General features: G+C 60.7%; 21 protein-coding genes. 5 read left to right on the top strand and 16 right to left on the bottom strand.

Annotation, left to right across the window (positions count from 1 at the left end; genetic code table 11):
• Nucleotides 1-877, bottom strand: an 877-nt coding sequence (locus BJQ17_RS02730) for a BCCT family transporter (protein WP_175442703.1), incomplete at its 3' end; no start/stop codon positions are given.
• Between the two features lie 315 nt (nt 878-1,192).
• On the opposite strand from BJQ17_RS02730, the gene BJQ17_RS02735 reads away from it, so the two are divergent.
• From BJQ17_RS02735 to BJQ17_RS02750, 4 genes are all read left to right on the top strand, one after another.
• Nucleotides 1,193-1,510 carry a hypothetical protein gene (locus BJQ17_RS02735; protein WP_003256033.1) on the top strand — a complete coding sequence of 106 codons (318 nt, stop codon included), beginning with the start codon at nt 1,193-1,195 and terminating at the stop codon, nt 1,508-1,510.
• An 8-nt stretch (nt 1,511-1,518) separates the two neighbouring features.
• On the top strand, nt 1,519-1,719 hold the full coding sequence (locus BJQ17_RS02740) for a DUF1289 domain-containing protein (protein ID WP_003256032.1): 201 nt from the start codon (nt 1,519-1,521) through the stop codon (nt 1,717-1,719).
• Between the two features lie 49 nt (nt 1,720-1,768).
• The gene (locus BJQ17_RS02745; protein WP_003256031.1) at nt 1,769-2,410 is read left to right on the top strand and encodes a LysE family translocator; all 642 of its coding nucleotides are present in this window, start codon (nt 1,769-1,771) and stop codon (nt 2,408-2,410) included.
• Nucleotides 2,411-2,617: 207 nt separating this feature from the next.
• The gene (locus BJQ17_RS02750) at nt 2,618-3,406 is read left to right on the top strand and encodes an ABC transporter substrate-binding protein (RefSeq protein WP_054888972.1); all 789 of its coding nucleotides are present in this window, start codon (nt 2,618-2,620) and stop codon (nt 3,404-3,406) included.
• A gap of 69 nt (nt 3,407-3,475) precedes the next feature.
• Here BJQ17_RS02750 and BJQ17_RS02755 read toward each other — a convergent pair whose 3' ends face one another.
• Genes BJQ17_RS02755 through BJQ17_RS02765 form a run of 3 tightly spaced genes read right to left on the bottom strand, consistent with a single transcriptional unit; the run spans nt 3,476 to nt 7,548 of the window.
• Entirely contained in the window at nt 3,476-4,819 is a 1,344-nt protein-coding gene (locus BJQ17_RS02755; RefSeq protein WP_003256026.1) for a cytochrome c, read from the bottom strand.
• Between the two features lie 18 nt (nt 4,820-4,837).
• Entirely contained in the window at nt 4,838-7,093 is a 2,256-nt protein-coding gene (locus BJQ17_RS02760; RefSeq protein WP_070095489.1) for a molybdopterin cofactor-binding domain-containing protein, read from the bottom strand.
• The gene (locus BJQ17_RS02765) at nt 7,093-7,548 is read right to left on the bottom strand and encodes a (2Fe-2S)-binding protein (protein ID WP_003256023.1); all 456 of its coding nucleotides are present in this window, start codon (nt 7,546-7,548) and stop codon (nt 7,093-7,095) included. Before BJQ17_RS02765 ends, BJQ17_RS02760 begins: the two co-directional genes overlap by 1 nt.
• Nucleotides 7,549-7,817: 269 nt before the next feature.
• Between BJQ17_RS02765 and BJQ17_RS02770 the strand changes: the two genes are divergently transcribed.
• Nucleotides 7,818-10,004: an OsmC domain/YcaO domain-containing protein gene (locus BJQ17_RS02770; protein ID WP_012052024.1), complete on the top strand. Its 2,187-nt coding sequence runs from the start codon at nt 7,818-7,820 to the stop codon at nt 10,002-10,004.
• A 209-nt stretch (nt 10,005-10,213) separates the two neighbouring features.
• Here BJQ17_RS02770 and BJQ17_RS02775 read toward each other — a convergent pair whose 3' ends face one another.
• The 12 genes from BJQ17_RS02775 to tssF all read right to left on the bottom strand — a co-directional run bounded on the left by BJQ17_RS02775 (nt 10,214) and on the right by tssF (nt 25,298).
• Complete coding sequence (locus tag BJQ17_RS02775; protein WP_070095490.1) at nt 10,214-11,089, bottom strand: DUF6708 domain-containing protein; 876 nt, start codon at nt 11,087-11,089, stop codon at nt 10,214-10,216.
• 149 nt (nt 11,090-11,238) lie between these two features.
• Nucleotides 11,239-12,135: a DUF6708 domain-containing protein gene (locus BJQ17_RS31550; protein ID WP_175442704.1), complete on the bottom strand. Its 897-nt coding sequence runs from the start codon at nt 12,133-12,135 to the stop codon at nt 11,239-11,241.
• 4 nt (nt 12,136-12,139) lie between these two features.
• Nucleotides 12,140-15,130, bottom strand: coding sequence for a T6SS effector BTH_I2691 family protein (locus BJQ17_RS02790; RefSeq protein WP_070095493.1), 2,991 nt, complete (start codon nt 15,128-15,130; stop codon nt 12,140-12,142).
• Entirely contained in the window at nt 15,123-16,046 is a 924-nt protein-coding gene (locus BJQ17_RS02795) for a DUF4123 domain-containing protein (RefSeq protein WP_003254178.1), read from the bottom strand. Before BJQ17_RS02795 ends, BJQ17_RS02790 begins: the two co-directional genes overlap by 8 nt.
• Nucleotides 16,043-18,211, bottom strand: coding sequence for a type VI secretion system Vgr family protein (locus BJQ17_RS02800; protein ID WP_003254176.1), 2,169 nt, complete (start codon nt 18,209-18,211; stop codon nt 16,043-16,045). Before BJQ17_RS02800 ends, BJQ17_RS02795 begins: the two co-directional genes overlap by 4 nt.
• A gap of 74 nt (nt 18,212-18,285) precedes the next feature.
• The gene (locus BJQ17_RS02805) at nt 18,286-18,801 is read right to left on the bottom strand and encodes an Hcp family type VI secretion system effector (protein WP_010954872.1); all 516 of its coding nucleotides are present in this window, start codon (nt 18,799-18,801) and stop codon (nt 18,286-18,288) included.
• 132 nt (nt 18,802-18,933) lie between these two features.
• Nucleotides 18,934-19,797: a type IVB secretion system protein IcmH/DotU gene (gene icmH / locus BJQ17_RS02810; RefSeq protein ID WP_060538226.1), complete on the bottom strand. Its 864-nt coding sequence runs from the start codon at nt 19,795-19,797 to the stop codon at nt 18,934-18,936.
• Between the two features lies 1 nt (nt 19,798).
• Entirely contained in the window at nt 19,799-21,136 is a 1,338-nt protein-coding gene (gene tssK, locus BJQ17_RS02815; RefSeq protein WP_014859257.1) for a type VI secretion system baseplate subunit TssK, read from the bottom strand.
• Nucleotides 21,137-21,191: 55 nt separating this feature from the next.
• Nucleotides 21,192-21,989 carry a type VI secretion system lipoprotein TssJ gene (tssJ, locus tag BJQ17_RS02820; protein ID WP_004574570.1) on the bottom strand — a complete coding sequence of 266 codons (798 nt, stop codon included), beginning with the start codon at nt 21,987-21,989 and terminating at the stop codon, nt 21,192-21,194.
• Nucleotides 21,986-22,555 carry an FHA domain-containing protein gene (locus tag BJQ17_RS02825; protein ID WP_003254171.1) on the bottom strand — a complete coding sequence of 190 codons (570 nt, stop codon included), beginning with the start codon at nt 22,553-22,555 and terminating at the stop codon, nt 21,986-21,988. Before BJQ17_RS02825 ends, tssJ begins: the two co-directional genes overlap by 4 nt.
• Entirely contained in the window at nt 22,552-23,568 is a 1,017-nt protein-coding gene (tssG, locus tag BJQ17_RS02830) for a type VI secretion system baseplate subunit TssG (protein ID WP_003254170.1), read from the bottom strand. Before tssG ends, BJQ17_RS02825 begins: the two co-directional genes overlap by 4 nt.
• On the bottom strand, nt 23,532-25,298 hold the full coding sequence (gene tssF / locus BJQ17_RS02835) for a type VI secretion system baseplate subunit TssF (RefSeq protein ID WP_003254169.1): 1,767 nt from the start codon (nt 25,296-25,298) through the stop codon (nt 23,532-23,534). Before tssF ends, tssG begins: the two co-directional genes overlap by 37 nt.

The raw sequence follows: 25,298 nt of genomic DNA on the forward strand, positions 1-25,298 counted from the left end.
CCAGTGCCAGCACCATGTTGGTGTTGGACAGCCACTGGATACCCTTGCCGATGCCCGACACCGCCGAGGTTACGAAGGCAATGGTCAGCAGGGTGATGATCGAGATGTAGAACAGTTTACCGGGGCTTTCGATCCAGCCGTTGTATTCCAGGCCGCCGGCAATCTGCAGCGCCCCAAGGCCCAGCGAGGCGGCCGAGCCGAACAGCGTGGCGAAGATTGCCATCATGTCGATCAGGCGGCCGAGAGGGCCGTTTGCGTGCTTGCCGATCAGTGGTCGGAAGGCGGCGGAAATCAGCTGCGAGCGGCCACGGCGGAAGGTGCCGTAGGCGATTACCAGGCCGACGATGGCGTACATGGCCCAAGGGTGCAGGGTCCAGTGGAACAAGGTGGTGGCCATTGCCACCTGCATCGCTTCGCTGGTCTGCCCGCTGGCCGAGCCGGGCGGCGGCGATATGTAGTGCGACAGCGGCTCGGCCACGCCGAAGAACATCAGGCCGATGCCCATACCGGCGCTGAACATCATTGCTACCCAGGATACCGTGCGAAATTCTGGCTGTTCGCCATCACGGCCCAGCGGCACTCGCCCGTAACGGCTGGCGGCCAGCCATAGCACGAACACCACGAACAGGGAGGAGGTGAGCACGAAGAACCAGCCGAAATTGAGAATGACCCAGGATTGCGCGCTGGAGGCGCTGCTGGCCAGGCTGACCTGGTTGAGGAAGCCCCAGAGCACGAAGGCGATGGCCAGAAGGCTGGTGAAACCAAAGACAATCCAGTCAAGCTTGCCCTCGAAATGCCGGTCCTGGCGGGCTTCTGCGGTTTTCGAGGGGTCTGTGACGCCAAGATCGAGTGTTTCGGGGATGTGTTCCTTTGCCATGTATGATGAGGCCCCATTGTGTCTGCCTGAGCGCGCAGGCTTGTTGTTGTGTGGGCTGCCGAGCGCGATGACGGCCTCGGCGGGGTGGATTGCTGGCGGGATTATCCTGCGCAGCAAATGGCGGCTCATGTCCCCATAACGTCCTGGGGCGTCCATTACGCGACTTGGCAAATACTTTTAGTTCTGGGGGCAGTGGCCCTTTCTGCCTCGGCTTCTGGTACCCTGATGGGCATAACCCGGGCCCGCACATACGAGCATCGTAGAAGCGCTGCTGCTTGTGGGCCTGGCCGCACCAGGAAACGGAGATTCGTCATAATGGCCACTGACCGTGTGAGCCTGATTCATTTCGATAAATTGAGCATGAGCCCTGCCGCTGCCGATCGGTTCCAGAAAGCCCTCGACGCGCTGGAAGCGCTCAAGCTGCAGGACCGTTACGTGTATCTCATTGCTCCCTATCTGGGTGATATCGCTGACGCCTCCGACGCCGAGCAACTGGCCACAGCCCTCGAGCAGGGCTTGCGCGTAGTCGAAGAGTTGCTGGCAGCCAGGTCGGTAACCAAGGTCAAGGCCGAGGAAGTGCGCCAGGTGTTCCACAGCGCAGGCGAACGTGCGCGTGCAGAGCTGCCTGGCTGAGCAGTTGCATGGCCAAAGACATCGACAACCCCTGCGTCTCGTTATGCCAGCTCAACAGTGAACTGTGCGTGAGCTGCGGCCGTACCCGTGACGAAATCCGCAAGTGGCGGGGCATGAAGCGGCCCGAGAAAATGGCCACTGTGCAGCGGGCGGCGACGCGAATGAAGGCTATCGCCAAGAAGGCGGCCAAGCGGCAGAATGCCAGCTGAACCTGCGTGCAATTCACGCAGCCTTTCCTGATTGTCTGCCGAGCCTGAAATGGATTCTCACTCGCTGTTCGCGTTCACCCTGGTCGCCGCCATCGCGATCGCCAGCCCCGGCCCTGCCACTTTGATGGCTATCAACAACAGCCTTGCCCATGGCCAGCGCAGCGCGATCTGGTCGTCGCTGGGCAATGGCACGGGCCTGTTCTGCTTGTCGGCTGCGGCCATGCTGGGGCTAGGCGCACTGCTGGCCAGTTCTGAAGTACTGTTCAATGCCGTGAAGATCCTGGGGGCGGGCTACCTGTTCTACCTGGGCGTGCGACAACTGCTGAAGAAGAGCCCGATGCTGGAGCAGGGGGCCGCAGAGCGTGCGGCCAAGGTGCGACCCGCGCCGCTGAAACTGTTCAAATCGGCCTTCCTCACTGCAGTCACCAACCCCAAGGCGACCATGTTCTTTACTGCGCTGTTCCCGCAGTTCATCGACCAGGGGGCTGCGTTGTTGCCGCAGTTCCTGACCTTGACCGGGATTTTCGTGGCCTTGTCGCTCACTTCGCTGAGCGCGTATGCCGCCTTGGCTGCGCGGGCCAAAGGGGTGCTGACCCGGCCGTCGCTGTCGCGCTGGGTGAACCGGGTGGTGGGCACCACCTTTATCGGTTTCGGCGCGGCGATCCTGGCGATGCGACGGCAGGGTGCCTGAAAAGCCCACGTTGTCGCCTGCTGTGCAGGCCCTTACTGTCTGTCCTTCGGCAGATTTTTCAACTGAACGATGAAAGGCTCGTCTGCGGGTTGCTGATGGTCCAGACTGTCCACAGCGCGCAGACGATAGCTGCAGGCGACCACAGTGGGTGGCAGCCTTTGGCTATCACGCCGGGTCGCTGGGTGTTTCATGTGCCGAGGGTTGTAGATGATCGAGCGTTGCTTTCGCCACGTCTTGCTCCTGGTGTGCCTGTCACTGCTGCCCCTGGCTGCGGTGGCGGATGATGCATGCTTACGGCTGACCGCCACAGGAAATCCGGAGTACCCCCCCTACCTGTGGCGCGACCCGCTAAACCCTCAACGATTGATCGGTGCCAATGCCGACCTGCTCAAATACGTGGGCAAGCAGTTGGGGCTGGACATAGAGGTGGTTTACGCCGGGCCGTGGTCGCGAGCCCAGGAAGCCGTGCGCACTGGGCGGATCGACTTGATGGCCGGGTATTTCCTGACCGAGGCGCGCCGGCAGCATGTGGACTTCATCGCCCCGCCATTTTTGCGCACCCCCAGCGTCATCTGGGTGCGCCAGGACAATGCTTTTGCCTACCAGCAATGGGCCGACCTCAAAGGCCGCAAGGGTGGCACTCTGGTCAACAACAGCCACGGCCAGCAGTTCGATGAATACGCCCAGGCCAATCTCACCCTCGAAGCGGTGCCCAGTGCCAGGCAGGCGTTCGAGAAGCTGATGCACAAGCGCAGCGATTATGTGGTGTACGAGCAGTATCCTGGCATGGCGCTGGCACGCACATTGGGCATCGCAGCCACTGTGCAGGTGTTGCAGCCACCGGTGTCCAGCGAAGGGTTGTACCTGGCAATCTCACGTGAGTCGCCCTGCAACCGGCCACCGCTGCGTGAGGCGCTGGCGCGGGAGATGGCGAAGATCGTTGGCGGGGCCTTGCCCGAACAGTGGTTGAACCAGAATCTGGAGCGGTGGCAGTGACAGAGTGGCTCATGTGCTGCGCGGTCTTTGTTGGGGGCAGCCTCGCGTCGGTACATGTGCCACTCCAATTCAACGCATATGCAAGATGATAGGGCTGCTGCTGGCCGGGTCGGTATGCCCACGCAGCTTGCCTACCGCCTGCGCATCCACCGCACCACCCTGGTTGCCCCAGGCCGTACGCACAAAGCTGAGCACGTCGGCAATCTCCTGATCACTCAGCTGTTCGCGCAAAGCCGGCATGCGATAGGCGTCCGGCACCCCTGCAGCCACCACCCGCTGCGAACCATTGAGCGTGATATTGATTGCCGAGGCGCTCTCCTTGGCCAGTGCCGAGGTTGCCCCGGCCAAGGGCGGCATCCATTCGGCCTGGCCCTTGCCGTCCAGGCCGTGGCATGACGCACAGCGTGTCACGTAGGTGCGCGCTCCTGGGCTGTCCAGCCGTGTGGCTAGCGATTCGGCCTGGTATTGCCAGGGTGCGCCGTCACGTTGAGGGTCGCCGGGCAGCGACTTCAGGTAGTGGGCGATGGCGGCCAGGTCGTCGTCACGCATGAATTGCGTGGAGTTGTTGAACGCCTCGGTCATCGAACCATATACCACTGCATGCCGGTTGCGCCCGGTCTTCAGGAACTGCGCGATCTCGGCCTCGCTCCAGCGCCCCAGCCCGGTGTTGTGGTCGGCACGCAGGCTGGGTGCATACCAGCCGTCGAGCAGTGCGCCGGACAGGAACGGCTTGCCGCTGTCATCCAGCGCCTTTTCATTGAAGGCCAGGCCGCGTGGCGTATGGCAACTGCCGCAGTGCCCGGGGCCCTGGACGATATAGGCGCCACGGTTCCACTGTGCATCCTGCCCGGCCTTGGCGGTGTAAGGCGTGGTGGCGGCGAACAGGCCGTTCCACAAGGCGATGGGCCAGCGCAGGTTCAGCGGCCAGGGGATGTCGCTGGCCAGGTTGGCCTGCCGCGCCGGTTGCACGCCGTGCATGAAGAATGCATACAGCGCCTTGACATCATCATCGCTGAGCTTGGCGTAGGACGGGTAAGGCATAGCCGGGTACAGGCGTCGGCCACCCGGCGCGACACCCTGGCGCACGGCGCGGTCGAAGTCAGCCAGGGTATAGTTACCGATACCGCTGTCGCGGTCGGGGGTGATGTTGGTGGCGTGGATTGCCCCCAGCGGGGTGGCCATTTCCAGCCCGCCGGCGAACGGTTTGCCATCCGGCAGGCTATGGCAGGCCACGCAGTCACTGAGCCGGGCTACGTATTCGCCTCGGCTGACCAGCGCCGGGTCGGCAGCAGTGGCCTGTGCATCGGCAAACGGCGATGCGGGTTCACGGGTGACATACCAGGCCAGCAGGCCCGCCGCGACCAGGCACGGCAGCGCCAGCCAGCCAGCGGTTCTTGCGAAACGATGGGTCATGAGGCGTCCCTTGTGCGATCAGCTGAAGGTGTGGCGGCTCAATGGCAAACTGCGCACGCGCTGGCCAGTGAGCTGCGCGACCGCATTGGCCACCGCCGGGGCAACGGCGGGCAGCGGTGGTTCGCCGATGCCGCCCATCTTCGCCCCGCTTTCGATGATGCGCACATGCACCCGGGCCATGCGCGAAGGCGGCAGAATCGGGTACAGGTCATAATTGCGCGCGCGCGGCTTGCCATCCACGTACACCGCTTCTTCCACCAGCGTCTGCGACAGGCCCAGGGCGACAGCGCCGTTGACCTGATGCTCGATGATCGCCGGGTTGACGATGCTGCCTGGGTCGATGGCTTGCCAGATGTCGTGCACCCTGACCTGGCCGTTGTCGATGGAAACCTCGGCAATGACTGCAGCCTCCGAGCCGAACGGTGAGGCCATGGCCACGCCGCGTGCGCGCTTGCTGCCATCCTCGGCGGTGAACGGTCCGCGCTTCCAGCCGCCGGACAAGTCGGCCACTGCGTTCAGCAGGTTGGTCAGTCTCGGGTTGTCGCGCAGCAGGTGCAGGCGCAGTTCAAACGGGTCCTTGCCACCTTTGTCAGCCAGTTCGTCCAGGAATGATTCGTAGAAGAAGTCGTTCAGCGAGTTACCTACCGAGCGCCAGTAACCGAGCATGGCCGGGCCTTTGACATAGATCTGGGCAATGCGCTTGTTGGCGATGGCGTAGGACTTGCCTGACAGCCCCTCAAGCGCGGTCGGGTCGATCTTCTCCCCTTGTTTTCCAGCAAGGGCCTCGGTTGAGCCCTCGGTGGCGCTGACCGCTTCGAGCGCCACTGGCATACCGTCTGCGTCCAGCCCGGCGCGGAACTTCACCACTGCGACGGGGCGCAGTACATCGCGCAAAAACTCCTCCTCGCGGCTCCAGATAAGCTTCACCGGCCGGCCAACCGCTTTGGCCAGGGCAATGGCCTGCGGGTAGGGGTTGGCAGAGTCGTACAGGAAGTGGCGGCCAAAGAAGCCGCCCAGCAGCGGCGAGTGCAGGTTGATTTGTGCAGGCTCCAGGCCGGTGCGTCTGGCAATGTCGTCACGGAACATGTCCGGGGCCTGGTTGGGCAGCCAGACGTCGAGGCTGCCGTCCGGGTTGAAGCGGGCGAGGGCGGACGGTGGCTCCAGCTGGGCATGGTTCAGGTACTGGTTGTGGTAGCTGGCCTCGACCTGGGTCTTGGCGTTGGCCAAGGCGCCGGCAATATCCCCTTCGTTCTCTTCATCACGGGATGGCCCTTGCACCGTCGCGAGGTGTTCGCGCCAGGCGTCGCTGGAAAAATCGGCCGGCATCGGTCGCACTTTGCTGTCGGCGGCCGGTTCTTTCCAGTCCACCTGAATCGCTTCCACTGCACGCTTGGCGTGCCACCAGCGCTCGGCGACCACAGCCACGGCGCCTGGCAGCTGATGCACAGAATGTACGCCTTTCATGGCCTTGACCTGGTCTTCGTTGCGCAGGCTGCCAACCGTCATGCCCAGGCGCGGCGCATGCTGCACGGCAGCGTGGAGCATGCCGTCGACTTTGATGTCGATGCAGTACTGGGCCTTGCCGGTGGACTTGTCGTAGGCATCCAGGCGGCGTACGGGCTTTCCAATCCAGCGAAACTGGCTGGGGTCGCGCAGCTTGACGCTGGCCGGGTCGGGCACCGGCAGGTCCATGGCGCGACCGGCCAGCTCACCGTAGGGTACGGAACGTCCGGTCGTGGTATGTACTACGTTACCCGGTGTGGTAGAAAGCTCATCGACCGGTACACCCAGGTGTTCGGCGCCCGCCTGCAGCAGCATGCCCCGGGCGAGCGCGCCCAGACGGCGCATGGTGGGGTAACTCATGCGCACCGACATGCTGCCACCGGTGATGCGCATGCCGTTCTCCATCACCACGTAGGCTTCGCCCGGTGGTGCGCTATCGACCACGAAATGGGCCGGGTCGACATCCAGCTCTTCACCCACAATCTGCGCCATGGCGGTGAAAGGGCCTTGCCCGCCTTCCATAAAGGGGCTCAGCAGGCGCACCGTGCCGTCCGGGCGAATCTCCAGAAATGCAGGCACCTGGGTGCCGCGTTCCGCGGTTGCCGCAGCGGCGGCTGCTGCCTGCACGCGGGCCGAGCCCATGGGCAGGCCGAAACCTAGCACCAGGGCACCGACTGCGGTGCCGGCAAGAAAGCGCCGACGTGACAGGTTGACCGTTTCGCCCCGCTGCAGCCTGAGCAGTTCGACGGGTGTATCGACTGGCGTGTTCATCAGGCCTGCTCCCCCTGGGCCAGGTCATGCACGGCGGCATGGATGGCGTTGTAGGTGCCGCAACGGCACAGGTTGACCATGGCTGCATCGATCTGCGCATCGCTGGGTTTGGGCGTGTGCTTGAGCAGCGCCGTGGCTGCCATGACCTGGCCAGACTGGCAATAGCCGCATTGAGCCACCTGGTGCTCGACCCAGGCGGCGACCACCCGTTTGCCGACGGGGTCGGCTTCGATCGCCTCGATGGTGGTGACCTCACGCCCCACCACACCGGCCACCGGGGTAACGCAGGCGCGCACCACATTGCCGTCCACCAGCACCGAACAGGCGCCGCACTGGGCCAAGCCGCAGCCATACTTGGTGCCGGTCAGCCCCAGGTCATCGCGGATTACCCACAGCAGGGGCGTGTCGGCGTCCGCCTCGACCTGATAGGTCTTCTGGTTGATGCGTAGTTCCATGGTTTCACCTGCCCGTCACGGTTGTTGTCGCTGTGTTTTATCTGCATGGGGAATACGTTGTCCCCCGGTGCAGAAACGCTAGCACAGCAGGATGACCGCTGGTCTGGTGGCGGGGTGGCTTCAGAGGATCAGGCAAGTAATCCGGCGGAATACGCAAGCCAGTTTCGAAAAATCAAGCCTGCAGTCGGCGTTGAACAGGACTTGCGCAACGAAAACCCGGATAATGCCGGCCAATTTCGTTTTGCACGCTTAAATCACGGTAATCCCGCATGGAAATCAAGGTCAATTTTCTCGACAATCTCCGTCTCGAAGCCAAATTCGATGACTTCACGGTGATCGCCGACCAACCTATCCGCTACAAAGGCGATGGTTCGGCCCCCGGCCCGTTCGACTATTTCCTGGCGTCTTCGGCCTTGTGCGCGGCTTACTTCGTCAAGCTGTACTGCCAGACCCGCGATATCCCCACCGAAAACATCCGCCTGTCGCAGAACAACATCGTCGACCCGGAAAACCGCTACAACCAGATCTTCAAGATCCAGGTCGAATTGCCCGAAGACATCTCCGACAAGGACCGTCAAGGCATCCTGCGCTCCATCGACCGCTGCACGGTAAAAAAGGTGGTGCAGACCGGCCCTGAGTTCGTGATCGAAGTGGTCGACAACCTCGATGCCGATGCCCAGGGGTTGCTGATGCCGGTGTCGGACACCAGCACCTATATCCCCGGCAAGGACCTGCCGCTGGAGCAGACCATTGCCAACATGTCGGGCATCCTCGCCGGGTTGGGGATGAAGATCGAGATCGCCTCGTGGCGCAACATTGTGCCCAACGTCTGGTCGCTGCACGTACGCGATGCGCAGTCACCCATGTGCTTTACCAACGGTAAAGGCGCCACCAAGGAGGCTGCGCTGGCCTCGGCGCTGGGCGAGTTCATCGAGCGTCTCAACTGCAACTTCTTCTACAACGACCAGTTCTGGGGCGAAGACCTGGCCAACGCCCCGTTCGTGCACTACCCGAACGAGCAGTGGTTCAAGCCGGGCCCGCGCGACGCGTTGCCGGCCGAGATCCTCGATGAGCACTGCCTGGCGATCTACAACCCTGACGGGGAGCTGCGTGGTTCGCACCTGTATGACACCAACTCGGGTAACACGGCGCGGGGCATCTGTTCGCTGCCGTTCGTGCGCCAGTCCGACCAGCAGGTGGTGTACTTCCCGTCCAACCTGATCGAAAACCTGTTCCTCAGCAATGGCATGAGCGCGGGCAACACCTTGGCCGAGGCGCAGGTGCAGTGCCTGTCGGAAATCTTCGAGCGGGCAGTGAAGCGCGAAATCCTCGAGGGCGAGTTGTGCCTGCCGGACGTGCCGCAAGAGGTGCTGGCCAAATACCCGGCGATCGTCGCCGGCATCCAGGGCCTGGAAGAGCAGGGCTTCCCGGTGCTGGTCAAGGATGCGTCGCTGGGGGGCGAGTTCCCGGTCATGTGCGTGACCTTGATGAACCCGCGCACGGGTGGCGTGTTTGCCTCGTTCGGTGCCCACCCGAGCCTGGAAGTGGCGCTGGAGCGCAGCCTCACCGAGCTGCTGCAGGGCCGCAGCTTCGAAGGCCTGAACGACCTGCCGCAACCCACCTTCGAAAGCCACGCGCTGACCGAGCCGAACAACTTCGTCGAGCATTTCATCGACTCCAGCGGCGTGGTGTCGTGGCGCTTCTTCAGCGCCAAGGCCGACTTCGAATTCGTCGAGTGGGACTTCTCCGGGCACGGCGAGGACTCCAACCAGCAGGAGGCCGCGACCCTGTTCGGCATCCTCGAAGACCTGGGCAAGGAAGTGTACATGGCGGTGTACGACAACCTTGGCGCCACCGCGTGCCGCATCCTGGTGCCGGGCTATTCGGAAATCTACCCGGTCGAGGACCTGATCTGGGACAACACCAACCGCGCCTTGTCGTTCCGTGCCGATATCCTCAACCTGCACAGCCTCGACAGCCGCTCGCTCAAGCTGCTGCTCAAGCGCCTGGACAATTGCGATGTGGATGACTACACCACCATCACCACGCTGATCGGCGTGGAGTTCGATGAAAACACAGTGTGGGGCCAACTGACCATTCTGGAGCTGAAGCTGCTGATTTGCCTGGCGGTACAGCGTTTTGAGGACGCCAAGGAACTGGTTGAGGCATTCTTGCAGTTCAACGACAACACCGTAGACCGCGGCCTGTTCTACCAGGCGCTGAACGTGGTGCTGGAAGTGCAGTTGGATGACGAACTGGAGATGGATGACTACGAAGCCAACTTCCGCCGTATGTTCGGCAATGCGCGCATGGATGCGGTATTGGGTTCGGTGGACGGCAGTGTGCGCTTCCATGGCCTGACCCCGACCAGCATGAAGCTCGAAGGCCTTGATCGCCACCTGCGCCTGATCGACAGCTACAAGAAACTGCACGCGGCCCGGGCCAAGTTCGCCTGACAGGCGCTGCGCCCAATCATCGCCGGCAAGCCAACGCCACAGGTATTGCACCGCTCTTGAGATTTGTGCCGAACCTGTGGACGCTGGGTTGCCTGCGATAAGTCAGGCGCCGTCCTACGGCCCTTTGATCTGGGCGCCATCCTCATTCTGTCTTGCCGCCTTGCCATCCAGGCGCTTAGCGTTCTCTACCTATCCACTTCAGGTCGTGACTATTCAGGCTTAGCAGCCCCCCCTTCGAAAGCATCCGCCGGTGGTGGCGCTGCACGGACATTGAAAAGCTTGCAGACACAGTACCAACAGAGGGCGACGGTCAGGTTGTAGGGAAACAGCACGGCCCAGAACGGCAATTGCCAGTTCTTTTTGCCCTGCATTTCACCGGGCTCGCCGGTTCGCCAGGGGGCATAGTGGCGCCAGGCTTCTGCCGGGGTCAGGCAGATGGCGTGGAGTGGCTTGTGCCACCAGTTGGGTTCACCGGGCGGGGGGAGTTTGTCCGGGCCGTGATCCATGAAGTGGCGCAGGTATTCCCACACTTCGGCGACATGTTTGACGCCGGGTTCGGTGGGTTCGTTGCTGTCGACCCAGAGGCAGTCTTTTTGATGCGGGCTGCCGTCTTCGCGGCGGGGGGCGAAGGCGAGGGCATAGCTGGTGCTGAAGGATGAACCGCCGTATTCGGTGCGTTTGAAGATGCCACCTCCGGTGTTACTCCATTCAAACACAAATACCTTGCTCAAACGTTGGTAGTAGATTTTTTGGGTTGATCGGTTGAGGCAGATGGTTGATAAGCCCTTTATAAAGAAAATTCGATAAGCTAGGAAAGGAGTGAAAACGAAGGGGGTTATTAATAATAAAAGCATCAATAAAATGTCTTCGTTGTAAAGTTTCGAGATGTTAGGGGGTAGATAAGGGTAAGTGCCTATCAGCAGTGTGATCGTCATTGCGCAGTATAGTTTCCCCATAAACACGGAATCTGTTATCCATGGGTTTCTCAGGCACAAGGTATTCTTGGATACGTTTGCCAACTGCCCTCCAATTGCAGGGGCGTGTCCGGAGTATGACGTTGAATTGAATATCCAGATGGTTGCCATGATCAGTGCTCCAGACGAAAAAATGACAGGGTCTCAGCCATGGCCGGGAAGTCGCGGGTGCCTGGCACGTTGGTGTAGTGCACCGTCAGGATGGGGACGCGTGAACTGCAGACAGGGCCTGGAGGTAGCGCTGCTGACGGAGGTGTCGCTCATGTACGCTTCCCTTTTTTGGTTGAATGCGCTGGGGCCTCCTCAAATGCTTCGGGAGGCGGTGGCGCTGCTCGGACGTTGAACAGGCGGCAGATGCCATACCAGCAGAGGGCGACGGAGAGGTTGTAGGGAAACAGCACGGCCCAGAACGGCAATTGCCAGTTCTTTTTGCCCTGCATTTCACCGGGCTCGCCGGTTCGCCAGGGGGCATAGTGGCGCCAGGCTTCTGCCGGGGTCAGGCAGATGGCGTGCAGTGGCTTGTGCCACCAGTTGGGTTCACCGGGCGGGGGGAGTTTGTCCGGGCCGTGGTCCATGAAGTGGCGGAGGTATTCCCACACTTCGGCCACATGCTTGACGCCGGGTTCGGTGGGTTCGTTGCTGTCGACCCACAGGCAGTCTTTTTGGTGAAGGCTGCCGTCTTCCCGGCGGGGGGCGAAGGCGAGGGCATAGCTGGTGGTGAAGGAGGAACCACTGAATTCTGTGCGACTGAAAAGACCGCCTGCGACTTGGCTCCAGTCAAATATTATGAGTTTTTTGAATCGCTTATAGTAGATTTTCTTTGTGTGTCGATTTAAATATATGTTCGATAAGTTTTTTATGAGAAGCATTCTGTAGGCTAAGAATGGGGTAAAAATAAAGGGGAGTGAGATCAAGATGGCAATGAAAATGTCGCCGCCGTTGATTGAGTAATCTATATTTTCGTTAATGAGATTGCAGCATGAGAATATCCAGGTAAATAGAAACATGGCTGTGTAGATTTTTCCCATGAATACAGAGTCGGACACCCAAGGGTTTCGCAGGCATAAGTGTGAACTGGTTGTTTGAATAAGTTGTCCGGAAATTTTTGGCTTGAATCCTGAATTGTGGGCTTGATTAAAAAACCAGATAGTCGCCATAGGTTTAGCGTTCCAGATGAATAGTGGTAGTAGAAGGGGTGTCGTCATCCAGTCCTTGGTTGGCATAGTAATTAATCGTTAGCGTGGTAGACCTGATTTGTCTAGCATCAGTTTTGTAATGAAGTAATAAGCCTGCTGGGGTGATATGGCAGTCAGGGGTTATTTGGAGTGGGGTTGTCTGCCTGTCGAGATTCTGGCTCACTAAGCTCCCTGACCATTCGCTTTGACCTAATACGAATTCTGGTAAAAGTATAGTTAGCTCGAGTGTTGCGTTTTGTTTAATGACCTGTGTATGGATAATTGTTGCCCAGTCAGGTGTTGGCCATTTGTTATTTATATCCAAATGTGTCGTTAGGGCGCCTAAGCCGAGCTGCTCAGAATACGGTGCCAACAATGCTTTCGGTGAGAGAAATTCAATCTGCCATGACTTGATTTCTTCGTGGATGTGGCGAAAGGGTGGCAATTTTTTATCAAAGTCTAACTCTATATTCTCCCGTATTTCTCCATCACTTTCCCTTGTCCCGAATATGCTTCTGCTGGCCCATAATTCTAAAGGGCTGTGAAGGCGGGAGTGTGCTTTTGAGTAGAGGAATAGTCCTCCACCGATCAAAGTTGCTCCGATCAAGGCGATTCCAGCTGCTGTCCAGCCTGCAAAAGGAATGAGGACTGTCGTGCCCGCGATGGCAAGGCTTCCTTCTAGAACAAGAATCGAACCTAAAGCAGTAGTCGCGCTGGCGGCCGCTGTATATAAGCCTGAAATAAGATTGCCGTTCTGCCATTGACGTACTGCCTTAAAAATATCTGAGGAAAACCCAATTATTATCGCCGGGTAGCCTGATGCCCGCGCGAAAAGATTACTCGTCAGAAAGTTGATGATGCCGTTACCAAAGGCCATGCCTGGCGCCGTTGAGATCCACTTCAACATCATGGCCTTTTGCGTCGCCCGCACGCTGACCAATGTCGCCGCCGCTGCACCGATCACCCCGAAAACAGATGAAGCGAACCCCATGGTGTATTCCGGTGCGTCGCTCTTTTGCAGGCTGTTGTAAGCCGTCTTGAGCGATAAGATGTTGAACCACAGCATCCCCGCGTTTAAACCGCCACCACCGCCGGAGGTGAGCAACCCCAGAAAGTTGGGTTTCACCCGTGCAGTGGTGGTCAGCTCGATGGACACCGTGCGGCTTCCTGATATGCGCAACGCTTTCATCTCTTCAACCTGCGCCATGCCGCTCTTCAAATACCGCTGCACCTCCTGGCTAAAGGGATTTTCCGTAATGGCCTGCTCGGTGATTCGATAGCGCGCCGCCAACAACCCCAGCGCTTTCTCGGCATTGGCCTCGCGCGCTGCCAGCAACACTTGCCGCCGCAGGCCATGGCTGGCATCCCAACGGGTTTGGCCACGCAGGCGCTTGAGCACCACGGCATTGACCGATTGGGCGGTGAGGTCGGTGATGTCAGCCATGGCCGGGAAGCGACCAGCCAGCCCTTCGATCACGTTGTCGCTGGCGCCGAACAAAGAGCCGATCGAATCGGCTTTATCCTTGAACGGGTTGAACGGCGCCAAGGCGGTGTAAAGCGGGCTGTCGTGCTGGTCCAGCCATTGCTCCAGGCGTTTGAAGCGTCGGTCATGATCTTCGGTGCCGGGTGTCGGCTGGCCCATCGGGTGAATCAGCAACGCCAGTGAGATTTCCAGACCGCGGGCGGAGGTGCGTTCGTCGCGGTCGTAACAGGCCAGTGCCGCAGCCAGGCTGTAGGGGTTATCAATGTGTTGGGATTCGGCCGTCGCCAGCCAGGCGTCATGATCGTTGCTGGCTTGCAAGGCCAGGTTGCGCAGGGCGGCAATCCGCCGTTCCAGCGCGTCGCGTTCGGCGAGGAAGCGCCGGTATTTGTCGACATCAAGGCGCTGTGCCAGGCGCGCGCCATTGGGGGAGTAATCTTCATGGGTGAGGGCCTGGAAATGGGACTCGGCCGGCGACAGGGCAGGCCCCCGGCGTGACGTGCCCAGCCTGAACGCGGCCAGTTCCGGTGAAGGGGCATCCGCCGGGTACAGGCTTTCCAGCGTCTTGTTCAGCAGCATGGCGACCAGGTTGCGATGGTGAAAGTCGCGGCTCTGCGGGCTGAGCTGTTCGGCATCCAGCCGGTAACACGCTGGCACGCGCTCCTGCTCGGGAGGTTGGGCGGGTCTTGTGTGCTCCAGTTGCTCGGCCGGCATCAGGTCACGCAATTGATGCTGGTAGGCCGAGACCGACAGGCTCAGGTCCAGGGCCATGCCTTCGGCGTCGGCGAGCGCCACCACCACTGGCACTTTCGGCTGGGTCCAGGGGTAGTGGCGGGCGATGGCATTGAGGTTGCCGATGGGCAAGGTTTCGGTGACCGGGTCGCTGCTCCAGGTCAGCGGCATGCGCCGCTCGGTTGGCTTGAAGTCTTCGACCCAGGTTTGCAGGGCACTCACTGGCAACACATGGGGCTGGGTGGACGGCGCCGGGTTGCCGCTCACCAGCTCGGCCATGTCCAGCTGGCGCATGTGCCGTTTGCGCAGGGCTGCCGAACCGGTGATACGGGCGGTGATGGCGTTGGTCCACAGGTGCGGGCTGTAGCCGATCCACACTTCCTTGGCCGTGTCCTGGCAGGTGTCGGCCCATACCCAGCCGATGCTCTGGCCAGACAGGTAGCGCTCACGGCGGTGGTAGTCCTCCAGCCCTTGGTAGCGCATCTCCTTGTAGAGGCCCGCGCCGACGTGCTCATGAATGACCAGTTTTTCGCCCAGAGGGCCTTTCATGAACACGTAGACATAGCCTGGGCGCACAGCGCGGAGGGTGTAGGCCGAGTGCTGCAGCGGGGCGAAGCCTTGTTCCAGGTTGAAGCCTGCATCGGCATAGCGGCAGGCGGGGGCGTCGCCGGTGCGGGGTACGATGGCGTAGCGCACCGGCAGGATGGGCACGCGTGCGCTGCAGGCCGGGCCGGAGGTGGCGCTGCTGACGGAGGCATTAGTCATGGGCAGGCTCCTTGCTTTCGACCAGTGCCTGGAGCTCGCGAAGGCGGGCCTGGGGCGACTCTTCGAGGTTGGTGTAGATTTTTCCTGCCTTGTCATTGCTCATCAGCCACATGTGCCCGGCTATCAGCCGAATGAATTGGCCCGCAACTTCCTCGCTCCGGAAATTGAGGGCTGTCAGTTGCGGCAGGAGTGTTTCTATCCATAGGCGTATGTCCGCCAAGGTATGGTTGGCATGGGGCGGCATGGCCAAGACCTCATGCGCCAATGAGAGGACAAAGTGCTCGTGCATGCCTGCTTGCAGCCGATCAAGTTCAAGCGGGTGGAGGGTCAAAGGCAGCTCTGATCTTGAGCGAGCAGCAATCGGCTTGTTTTCGTGTGTTTTCCACTCATGAGCCGGCCCCCAGTTGACTCGCCATGCCAACCGAGACACCGGGCCAAGCCAGGCCTTGCGATGGTCGTCGTCCAGCGCATTCAGCCAGGCTGCAAGATGGTCCGGTGTGACATGGTGAGTGGCAACGCTCTGATCAGGGAGCACGACCTGCACCAGGCTGGTGAAGTGGTCTGCCAGCGCTGCCAGGCCAACCTCGGCATCCAGCGCGATGGCTCCACCGATAGGCATCCAGGTCGTGATTGCATGGGCAAGCAGCTCGTGAGCGTCTGCAACGTCCACCAGCAAAGGCCCAAACTCATGACGGTCATCCAGGGCGCTGTTCTTCCATAACCATGCCTTTTGAGTATTCCGGCTGACAGCGTTGATAAGCTCGAGTACCGATGGGGCATAAGCAGGAACCAGTTCACCTTCCTGCGGGATGGGCCGATAGGCCCAGTGCTCGATTGCCCTGGTCATGAGCAGCAGAAAGCGGCAGTTGTGAGCAAAGTCTTCGCTGCGCGGAGCAGGTGATGGCGTTGTAGTCATTGGCCTGGCCCTCGGATACAGCGGCAATCGGGCAGGGGGCAGGTACCATCAGGGCGGCGCCCACACAAGCGCTCCAGAGGCTTGCCGGTGTTCGGTGCACTGCTGATGGAAAAGGGGCTTGTCGTCCCATTTGCCGACTTGAGCATCTGGCCGGTGATGCGAATCGTCGGGCTGTCCAGGGTGATGCCCGTTTCGTCGATTCGAATGGAGCCACCAGGGCCTTGGATGACCACGGCTTCCGAGGCTCGAAGTTCATAACGGCGAGTACGTCTGCGGATATCCCCACGGGCTTCCAGCTCGGCATGCCCTTCGACCCGTTGTTCGAAGTTGCCACCGATACGGGTGTGGTGATTGGCGGCGATCTGGTCGTGACGGTGATTGCCGATGTTTTCGACACGGTCCTTGGCGATCCTGATCGTGTGGTTTCTGCCGATGTCGAGCGCGGCGTCCTGCCCGATGGTGATGTGCTCGTCATTGCCAACCGTTTCCGTACGGTCGTGGCCGATCAGGATCGATTCGTCGTGATCGACCTGCTCTTTGCGGTCATTGCCGACCTGCGTAGTCTCATCGTGCTTGACCACATTGTTCTGGTCCCTCTGGGCATGAATGAACACTTCCTCCTGGCCCAGTTCGTCCTCGAAGCGCAGCTCGTTGAAGCCATCGCCCTTGTGGGTCTGGCTCTTGATGGTCATGCGGGTCTTGTGACGGGGAAGGTCGTACGGTGGCAGCTGGTTACCGCAGTAAGTACGGCCGGTGATCATCGGCTGGTCGGGGTCGCCGTTGACGTAGTGGATGATCACGTCCTGGCCAATCCGTGGGATGGCCATCGAGCCCCAGCTGCCGCCGGCCCAGCCTTGGGAGACGCGTACCCAGCAGGAACTGAACGCGTTGTCCTGGCTTTCTCTGTCCCAGGGGAAGCTGACCTTGACCCGGCCCCATTCGTCGCAGTAGATCTCTTCACCGGGCGGCCCCACCACGGTGGCCATGTGCGGGCCGTCAACGCGTGGTTTGGGTAACGGGGCTGGGCGCCACTCGGTTCTGCCAGGCACCAGTACCGCCTTTTGCTCGTAACGTGTGCCCTGGTCGGCCCCGGCAGCTTCTTCCTGCAGGCTGGTGAACTGGCTGCCTTCGTGGCGAACCGTGCTGACCCGCCAATGCACATTCAGGTCTTCGCGCGGGTGGCCTGTCAGGGTGAAGCTCAGGCCTGGTTGCAAGCGCACATCGTCGCCTTGCACTTGGGCAATACGCACGTCATGGCGCAAGCCGGTGATGCGGTTTTCGGTGAACGGCTTGCCAACGGCATCGCGTTTGTAACGGCCGGGGTAGTCGAAGCACTCATAGTCCGTGGACTGGTGCTCAAGATACGGGCCCGAGGCCCTGTGTTCCTGACGATAGGCCGGGTGGGTGAAGGTGTAGTCGCGTTGAACCTGCCGTGCAGTACGCACCTGTTCGCTGTAGCGCAAGCGCCGTAGGCACGGTTGAGGCTGGTCGCCGCCGTGGCTGGAATGGTACAGCACGGTGGCTGTGGCTGACGGTTCACGCTCACGGTAGAAGCCTTCGGCGTCGTCCTCGTGTTTGATGACACCGTGACTTATCAGACCGAGTGACTGCAGTCTGTCGGTGATGATCAGCTTATGGCGTTTTTCATTGTGCTCGAAGCGGTAGACAAAGCCTTCTTCGGCCGCCAGGCGGGCGATGAAGTCGAGGTCGGTTTCGCCGGCCTGAACGCAGAATTCGCGCACCTGGTGGTCCAGGCTGGCGCGTAGTGCGTACTGGTCGATGCCCTGGCGCTTGAGCATCAGTTCAAGAATTTGCGGCACGGTCTTCTGCTGGAAGATGCGCCAGTTCGAACGCAGGCTGGCACGGGCCAGCTGTGGCTCGATCAGCGCGTCATAGTAGGTGCGGTAGAAGCCACTTTCCGCTTGGCTGAAACGACTGACCAGACCGTGCACGTAGCGTACTGGGCGTCCGCCTTCCCAGATGGTGAAGAGCACCGGTTTGTCGAGCAGGTGGCCGAAGTCGATATCGTTCTCGAAGCTGATCAATTTCAGCTCCAGTTCGAAGGGTGTGCTGATCCCTTCTCGTAGTTCGAACGACACCACTTCGAACTCAGCGTTGCCAACGAGTGCCTCAAAGCTGTAGCGCAAATCAGATTGGCTAGGCATAAAAGATCCTTGTCCGCCGTCTGAATCAACACAAAGCCCGGGCGGGCATGGCCTGCCCGGGGCATTTGCACAGGTCAGGCGGCGGGTGCGCGCCAGTCGTCAGAGCCTTCGGTATTGGCTACATCGTGAGCCCACGTGATCTTTCGATACGCCAGCGATACTTCAACCAGCTGGGTGTAGTTTTCATTGTCTTTGTCGAGTGCGTGGGGAAGCACGGTATTGATGCTGACGATGGTGGCGTCTTCGAGCGTGGTGGTGAAAAAATGCTCTTGTTTGCCTTCCGACGAGGTGCGATACCAGCTGACCTCGACCGTTGGCAGCATTTCGCCGGTGGCAAGTGCCTGATACATCAGGGGGGTAGCTTTGTTCAGTGAACTGGTGAATATGAAAGGCTTATGCACGCGCTGGCCACTCGGTTGACCGCTCTGGGGGTCAGTGGGCGTAGTCACCTCATGCTTGATTTCCTGAACCAGAATTTGATCTTCATGGCCTTGTTGGAACACGTTGCCGACGGAGTCAGCGGTGAAGGCGCCCGCGGTGATGTTGCCTTGGGTCTGGCCTACGATCTTGATGTAAGCGGGTGTTGGCATGGCAGTTACTCCTGCGTCCATGTGGGTAAAGCACGCGCACCACGGTGGCGTGGCCATCGGAAACGATGGGCTTGTCAGCGAGGCGAAAGCCTCGCGTATTCGTTGCATTCAGTGGTGCTGTGTCACGGTTGGCTATTGCTGCAAAATGCCGTTGAGCGACTCCAGTACCTCGGTTGTGATCAGGTGCAGGCGATAGCTATAGATGCTGTAAGCCACCGCCATGGCGATGGCGGAAATCACCAAGGGGCTCCACCAGGGCCATTGCCGGCTCATGCGGAAGTTGCGTGGGGCCACATTGGTGTAGGGGTCGCAGACTTCTTCGGGGGTGGGGCCGCGCAGTTCGCGGATGATCCCGTGCAGTTGGTGAATCAGTGCGTTGAGTGTTTCTTCGCCTTTCGGCGCGAGCGCGTACTTGCCCTTCAGCCCAAGGCACAGGGCGTAGTACATGAACTCCAGTACGTCCTGGTAACGCTTGGGCTCCTGCATCAGGCGGGTAATCACCGTGAAGATTTTTTCTCCACCCCAGGTCTCGTCGTGGAAGATGCTGAGCAGCGGCTCCTGGCTCCAGCAGCTGCTCTTGCCCCAGGGGCGCTCCATAACGGCCTCGTCTATGAACAGGCACAGACCGTAGGAGTACGCCAGCAACTGAGCCGGCTCGTAACCGTGCTGGCGCATTTCTTCCTGGATGTTGTCGATCTGGCCGCGCACTTGCTGGTGCACGTCCTGGATGTTTGGCAGCTCGTCCAGCGTACGCAGGCGTATAACCAAGCCGAACAACGGCGATGCGGCATCCAGCATCAGGTTGGCGAAGCCGCCCCGCAGCTGAAATTCCGGGTCAGCGGGGTAGCCTTCGGAAAAGGGCTCAGGTTTGTCCGTGGATACTTGCGCATTGGTTGCCGCAGCCCGGGGGGCGGGTACTGGCTTTTCAAGGGTTGAATCAAGCGCGTTGACTGCAGCGTTGTTTTCATCGGTGGGCGTATTGTTGTCTTTTCCCATGTCACTCACTCCTGATCGCCCAGAACTGCAGTTCAAGCCCTGGGAAGTCGCCCGCAATGTGGATGCCGAAGCCATTCGCCTTGCTCATGCACGCCCAGGCCGGGTCACGTCGGTCCAGCTCGAAGTAGCTGAAGCCCGCATGGAAGGGCAGGTCGCGGGGCGCCACGGGTAATGGCAACAAAGGGATGCCCGGCAATTGCAGCGGCACCAGGTCATTCAGTGACTCAAGCGAGGTGATCTTGGCTTTCTGGATGAACATCTGGCGCAACGCCTGTGGTGGCATGCTGGCGCGCACGGCGAGGATGAAGTCGGCTTCGTCGATCAGCCGGCGGTCTTCCAGCGTGGTCGTCATCACGCCGAATTGTTCGCTCTCCAGCGGTAGTGAAACAGCGCGTGGCCGCAAGACGGTGCTCAGAGACCGACGCAAGGTGTCTTCCAGTGGTTTGAAAGAGGTGCGCAGCGCGGTGTGGTGATAGGCGGGGTACTCCTGCGGCAGCCTGTTCTGGTCGGTGAAGGTGACGAATTCGCCGCAGGCCTGGCTCATGCACAGGTACAGCTGCTCGGGGTGCGTTTGCGCTTGCCTGGCCAGATGCTGGAAGCATGGCCACCAACGGTTCATGGCCTGCAGCAGGTTGAAGTCGCGAATGTCGGCGATCCCGGACTGGCCCGAGGCACCAATCCGCGTGGCGAGGCCGCGCGCCCGCTCGCGCAAGGTATGGGTGATTTCTTCAAGAAACCGCTGCAGCGCTGGCACCGCCCGCACCGAAACGCTGGTGGGGTAGAACGCTTCGTCCAGTTGCAGGCTGCCGTCGGGGCGCCGTTCCAGAATACGTGCCAGGGCCAGGCGGGTGTAGGCGCTGCTGTCTTCGGTCTTGCGTTTGAGCTGCAGGTTGGGCACCGCAAGGTCTACCTGCACCAGGTCACCGTCAGCGGTGTGGGTATCCTTGATTTCCTGTGCCTGGGCGGTATAGCGGAAATTGGCTGCATTGTCGGGCCAGCTCACTTCGCGGCCGCCATCGGTACGCAGCGGCAGGCACAGATACACCTCACTGTCTTTGCACGCATCGTCGCCGATTTCCAGCGGCGGCGGTGGCGGCAGGTCGGCGGGAATGTCGAACACCGTGCCGTCCGGCATCACACCTCGCGCCCGGGTGATGGCGACTTTGCCCAGGCTCAGGTATTCGTCGCTCAACTGAAGTTCGCTGAAGCCGTAGAAGGCTGCGTTGAGGCTGGCGAGGCGCTGGTGCAGGGCTGCTTCGCTGGCCCTGGTCGCCTGCTGGAAATGCTGTGGTTTGACGAACAGGCCTTCGGGCCAGAGAACGGGATTGCGTGAACTCATGGGCGCTCCGTGTCAGCGTGAGTAAGCAGGAAGGGCAAAGGGTGTTGAGGCGCCATCAGTCTTCTTCCTTGAGCACGATGTGCGTGTCGTTGACCAGCACCGACAGCATGATCTGGCGGCCACGCGGCGGAATGCGCAGAACTTGCCGCCAACTGGCGTTTTCATGCCCTCGGTAATCGGCAATCACCGCGACGAAGCGGGTTTCGGCGTGGATAGGCTCGAACGGGATGTACTTGAACTGGCCAGGGCGCAGCAGGTAATCGTCACTGCGGATGTAGGTACTGCGCAGCGCTTTGGCTGGGTCCTGCTCCAGTAGCTGGTACACGGTGTTGCGCAGCAGTGAGTCGTCGCGCAGTTGCAGGATCGTGATGGCAATGGGCGTAGCGACCAGCGCTGAGGCAACGCTTGTGGTGCGCGGCAAGGTCAACGCCACTTGAGGGTCGTCGTAGCTGCCGGGGCCGCTTTCTTCCAGGGGCGAGCGCGCCGGGTCGCTTTCGTCTCCTTCGTCCAGCTCGACGGGGGACATGGCCGGGAATTGCGCTTGCAGGTATTCGAACAGAACCCCGATTTTTTCGGTCAACGCATAGGGGTCGCCAGCACTCAGGGTTACAGCGTAGGGGCTGGGCTCCAGGGCGCTATCCTGTTCGGCTGCGACGTCAAGGCTGTTCGGATTGCCGTTGAGGGTAGGGCTGGCATTGATGCTGAATGCGACCTCGGTCGGGTGATCCTTGGGCGGCCCGATGGGCAACGAGTGGTCCATGGCCACCTGGCTCATTCTGCTCAAAGAGGTACAGCCGGTGGGCACGACCAGCGCAAGCAGCAGGCTGGCGAGCAGAAGTGGATGAGGCTTCATGGGTATGCTCCGGCAATCAGGCGCTGCAGCGGGCTTTCTCGGAGTGCCCCTTCACCGTCTGCTGCGTCCAGCGCTGCCAGAGGGTCATTCCCCATGGCTGCTTTGAAGACCGAGGAGATCTCGACGGCTGGTTGGGGGGCAGAAGGCTGTGCCGGCCAAGCGGGTGCAGGCGCTTCCGCTATCAGGCGGTCGAGCACCCTCGGGTCCGGGTTGAACAGGTCCTCCAGCGAGCGCGTGCAGGCCTGATCCTGGGTGTACTGAACCTGTAGCCGATAGGTACCAATGAGAAGCTGGTCACCCTCAACCAGGCGTCTGGGTGGAAGCGGCCCCAGGCTGTTGGCACTGCCATTGAGGTAGGTGCGGTGGCAGTGGTCGATCACGCAGAAGCTGCCTTCGATCCAGCGGATTTCGCAGTGGATGGGCGCAACGGTCTGATCGCGGTCATTGATCTGCCAGTTTGCTCGCCCGCTGCCGATGGTGCCGCCCTTGCAATCGAACAGGTGCCGAGCAGTAACGCCGTGCTGCAGTTGGTCGAGGTTGGTGATGCTCAAGGTGACTGTGTTCATGAGCGCCCCCGGATGCGTACAACCGGGCTGATCTGGCCATGCCGGTCGTCGACGAAGCTGGTCCAGCCCAGGTATGCGCCCTGGCTGCGGTGCAAGCAGAAGGGGGACAACGCGCTCTGCTTAAGGCGCAGTTCGAGGTCATAGGCCAGCCCGTCACGCAGCAGAAAGTCGATCAGTGCACGCAAACGGCCGAAGTTGATGCCGCTGGGCAGCAAGTCCCGCAGCTGTGTCTGGTCGAGTTCGCTGATCACGATGGTGAACTTGCTGCTGCGAGTGCGCGTGCGGCTGCCGATCATGAACGTGCTGCCCAGCTGGCCGTTGGTCCGCCCCAGCCTTGCAAGCTGCCTGGACGGCGTGACGACTGATCGCGTCTCGAACTCGCGGATGTGCACCTGCTTGAGGTCGAAGCAGTGCGCAATGATGCCGGCCACAGTGCCCGGCGCACGGCTGCGGCTGGCGATCACGCCGGCAAAACTGAGCAGGCGGCTCCAGGGCAGCGCCGTGTCCCCTCGCAACTGCTTGTCGTTAAGCCCAAGCAGGGCAAACACGTACTGCGAGAACCCGTCACTGGCACCTGGCTGGAAGCGGATGTAATAGCGGTACTTGCGCCAGATACGGTGCAACAGGCTGAGCAGGTAGTGGTTGAAGAAGTCGAAGAAGGCCGGCCGTACACCGATGCCATGCGCATGTTCATACGCCACCTGTTCCAGGTAATAGGTGGGCAATGGCGAATCGGTGCCGTGCAACCCCAGGAATGTGGCAATGATGCGGTAGCGCGCTTCCTCAGCGGGCATCCGCTGGGCTTTGTACACGTCCGAAACAGGGAAGGTCAGCCGTGGGTCGCAGGCCAGGCGCACGCGCCGCCGGGTGGCCTTGTCCGGCCAACGGGGTTCCAGGTCATCGCCATGCAGCCCGTGCAACCGCTCCAGCAACTGGAAGAAGTTGTACTGGTGCGCTTCGCAAAGCAGCTTGTCGGCTAGATCAGCGGTTGCTTGCCGGTCTGTATTGGCCATGTGTAGTGCTCGTTATTGGTGGTGTTGATCACTTCCAGCTGGTGGAAGGAATTGATGCTGGCGTACAGGGCGAAGAAATGAGCGAGCACACAGCTGAACAGGTACAAGTCGCCTTCGCAGAGGAAGGCGGTCTGGTCCAGTTTCAGCCGGGTGTGCAGGCCGCGAATGGGTTGCCCCTTGATCAGCCAATCCATGGGCTGCGTATGAATGTCGCGCATACCTTCCAGGCGTTTACGGGTGGTGCGGGCCTGCTGGATGTCGTGCAGGGCCATGAAGTCGTAGGCGCGGATCACCGCTTTCAGCGGCTCTACCGAGAGCAAGGACAGGTAGTTGAGCGACATGTTGGAGATCAATGCCCACTGCAACTGGCCGTCCAGCACCGGGCGACAGGGGCGGGTGGGTGTACAGAGATTGGTGTAGGTGGCCAGAGGCGGCGTAAGTTCGGTCAGAACGTTGATGTCATCGATGCCCAGCGCCAGCGGGAGGTCCCGATTAGTGCAAGTGAGGTCGATGGACGCGGTTTCCAGCTCGCCTATGTAGCTGTTGGCGTCGGCGCGGACGAAGGCGATTCGATGCATGACGCCATTGCCGTGCAGGCACTCTTCCAGCTGGCAGCGGTAATACAGCGCCGTGCGCCCCTGGACGTGCTCGATTTCATGGGCGAATGACTCGAAGGGACGGAAGGTCCGAAGGTGCTCACCGGTGTTCCCGTCAGTCGTCGTTCGGGTGCTGATCACCTGGTCGACACTGAAGATTTCGTAGCCGTACGGCGCTGTGCCCTTGGGCTTCAGTGGAACCATGGCGTCCTTGCCGGACAGGTCGATGGGCTCGGCGCTGTGCTGGAACAGGTTGACCGCAGGTGCGCAGAACAGGTTGAAATCTGCTTTGCCGACACGCAGCGAGTCGGGTAGCTGGCGCGTGAAGTGAAATTCGAGGTTTACCTGCTGGCTGTCATGAGCTGGCCAGATCTTTTCAAGCCCAGTAACGCTGAAAAAGTGGAAGCGTTGGGGGAATGCGAAGTATTCCTGCAGGATCCGGTAGCCATCAAAGACGTTCTGTGGGTAAGGCAGCAAGGCGTCGTTGGGGCTGAACCCTGGGAATGCGATGCTGTTTGCCGGCAGCCGACGAACCACGTCATTGATGGTCACGCTGACATGCTTGAGGTATTGGGAAACCCACAGGTAAAGCGTGCGGGCGGTACGAGTATCGCCGCTGAGGTAAAAGTCGAGGCTGGTACAGCCCAGGCTGTTCAACGGCCGCTCGGCCAGTGATTGAAGGCCGATGCAGATCACAGAACTGTCGGATGTCTGGGTGGCTGCCACCGTGTCGATCTCGAACGGATGAATGTTGACCGCTGTACAGGTGCGGAACTCGCAGGCCACGCCGTCTACCGGTTTCGAGAACAGCCGCGACCCCTTTGGGATGCGCTGTGACTGGCTGAGGGATTGCCTCACCGGGCTGAACTTGATGATCGTCGCGCTGGGCAGCGGCCGCAGGTAGTTCGGCCAGAGCAACTGCAGCATGGGATGGGTCAGCTCTGGCAAGTCGTCTTCCAGCTTCAGCCGTAGCTTGGCGGTCAGGAACGCAAAGGCTTCCATCAGGCGTTCGACATCGGGGTCGCTGGCACCTTTGCCAAGCAACCGCGCGAGTTGTGGGTTGTCCTTGGCAAAGTCGTTCCCCAGTTCGTGCAGGTAACGCAGTTCTTCGCTGAAACGGTCTCTCAGTGACAT

The organism is Pseudomonas sp. NBRC 111139 (assembly GCF_001753955.1).
Taxonomy (GTDB): domain Bacteria; phylum Pseudomonadota; class Gammaproteobacteria; order Pseudomonadales; family Pseudomonadaceae; genus Aquipseudomonas; species Aquipseudomonas alloputida.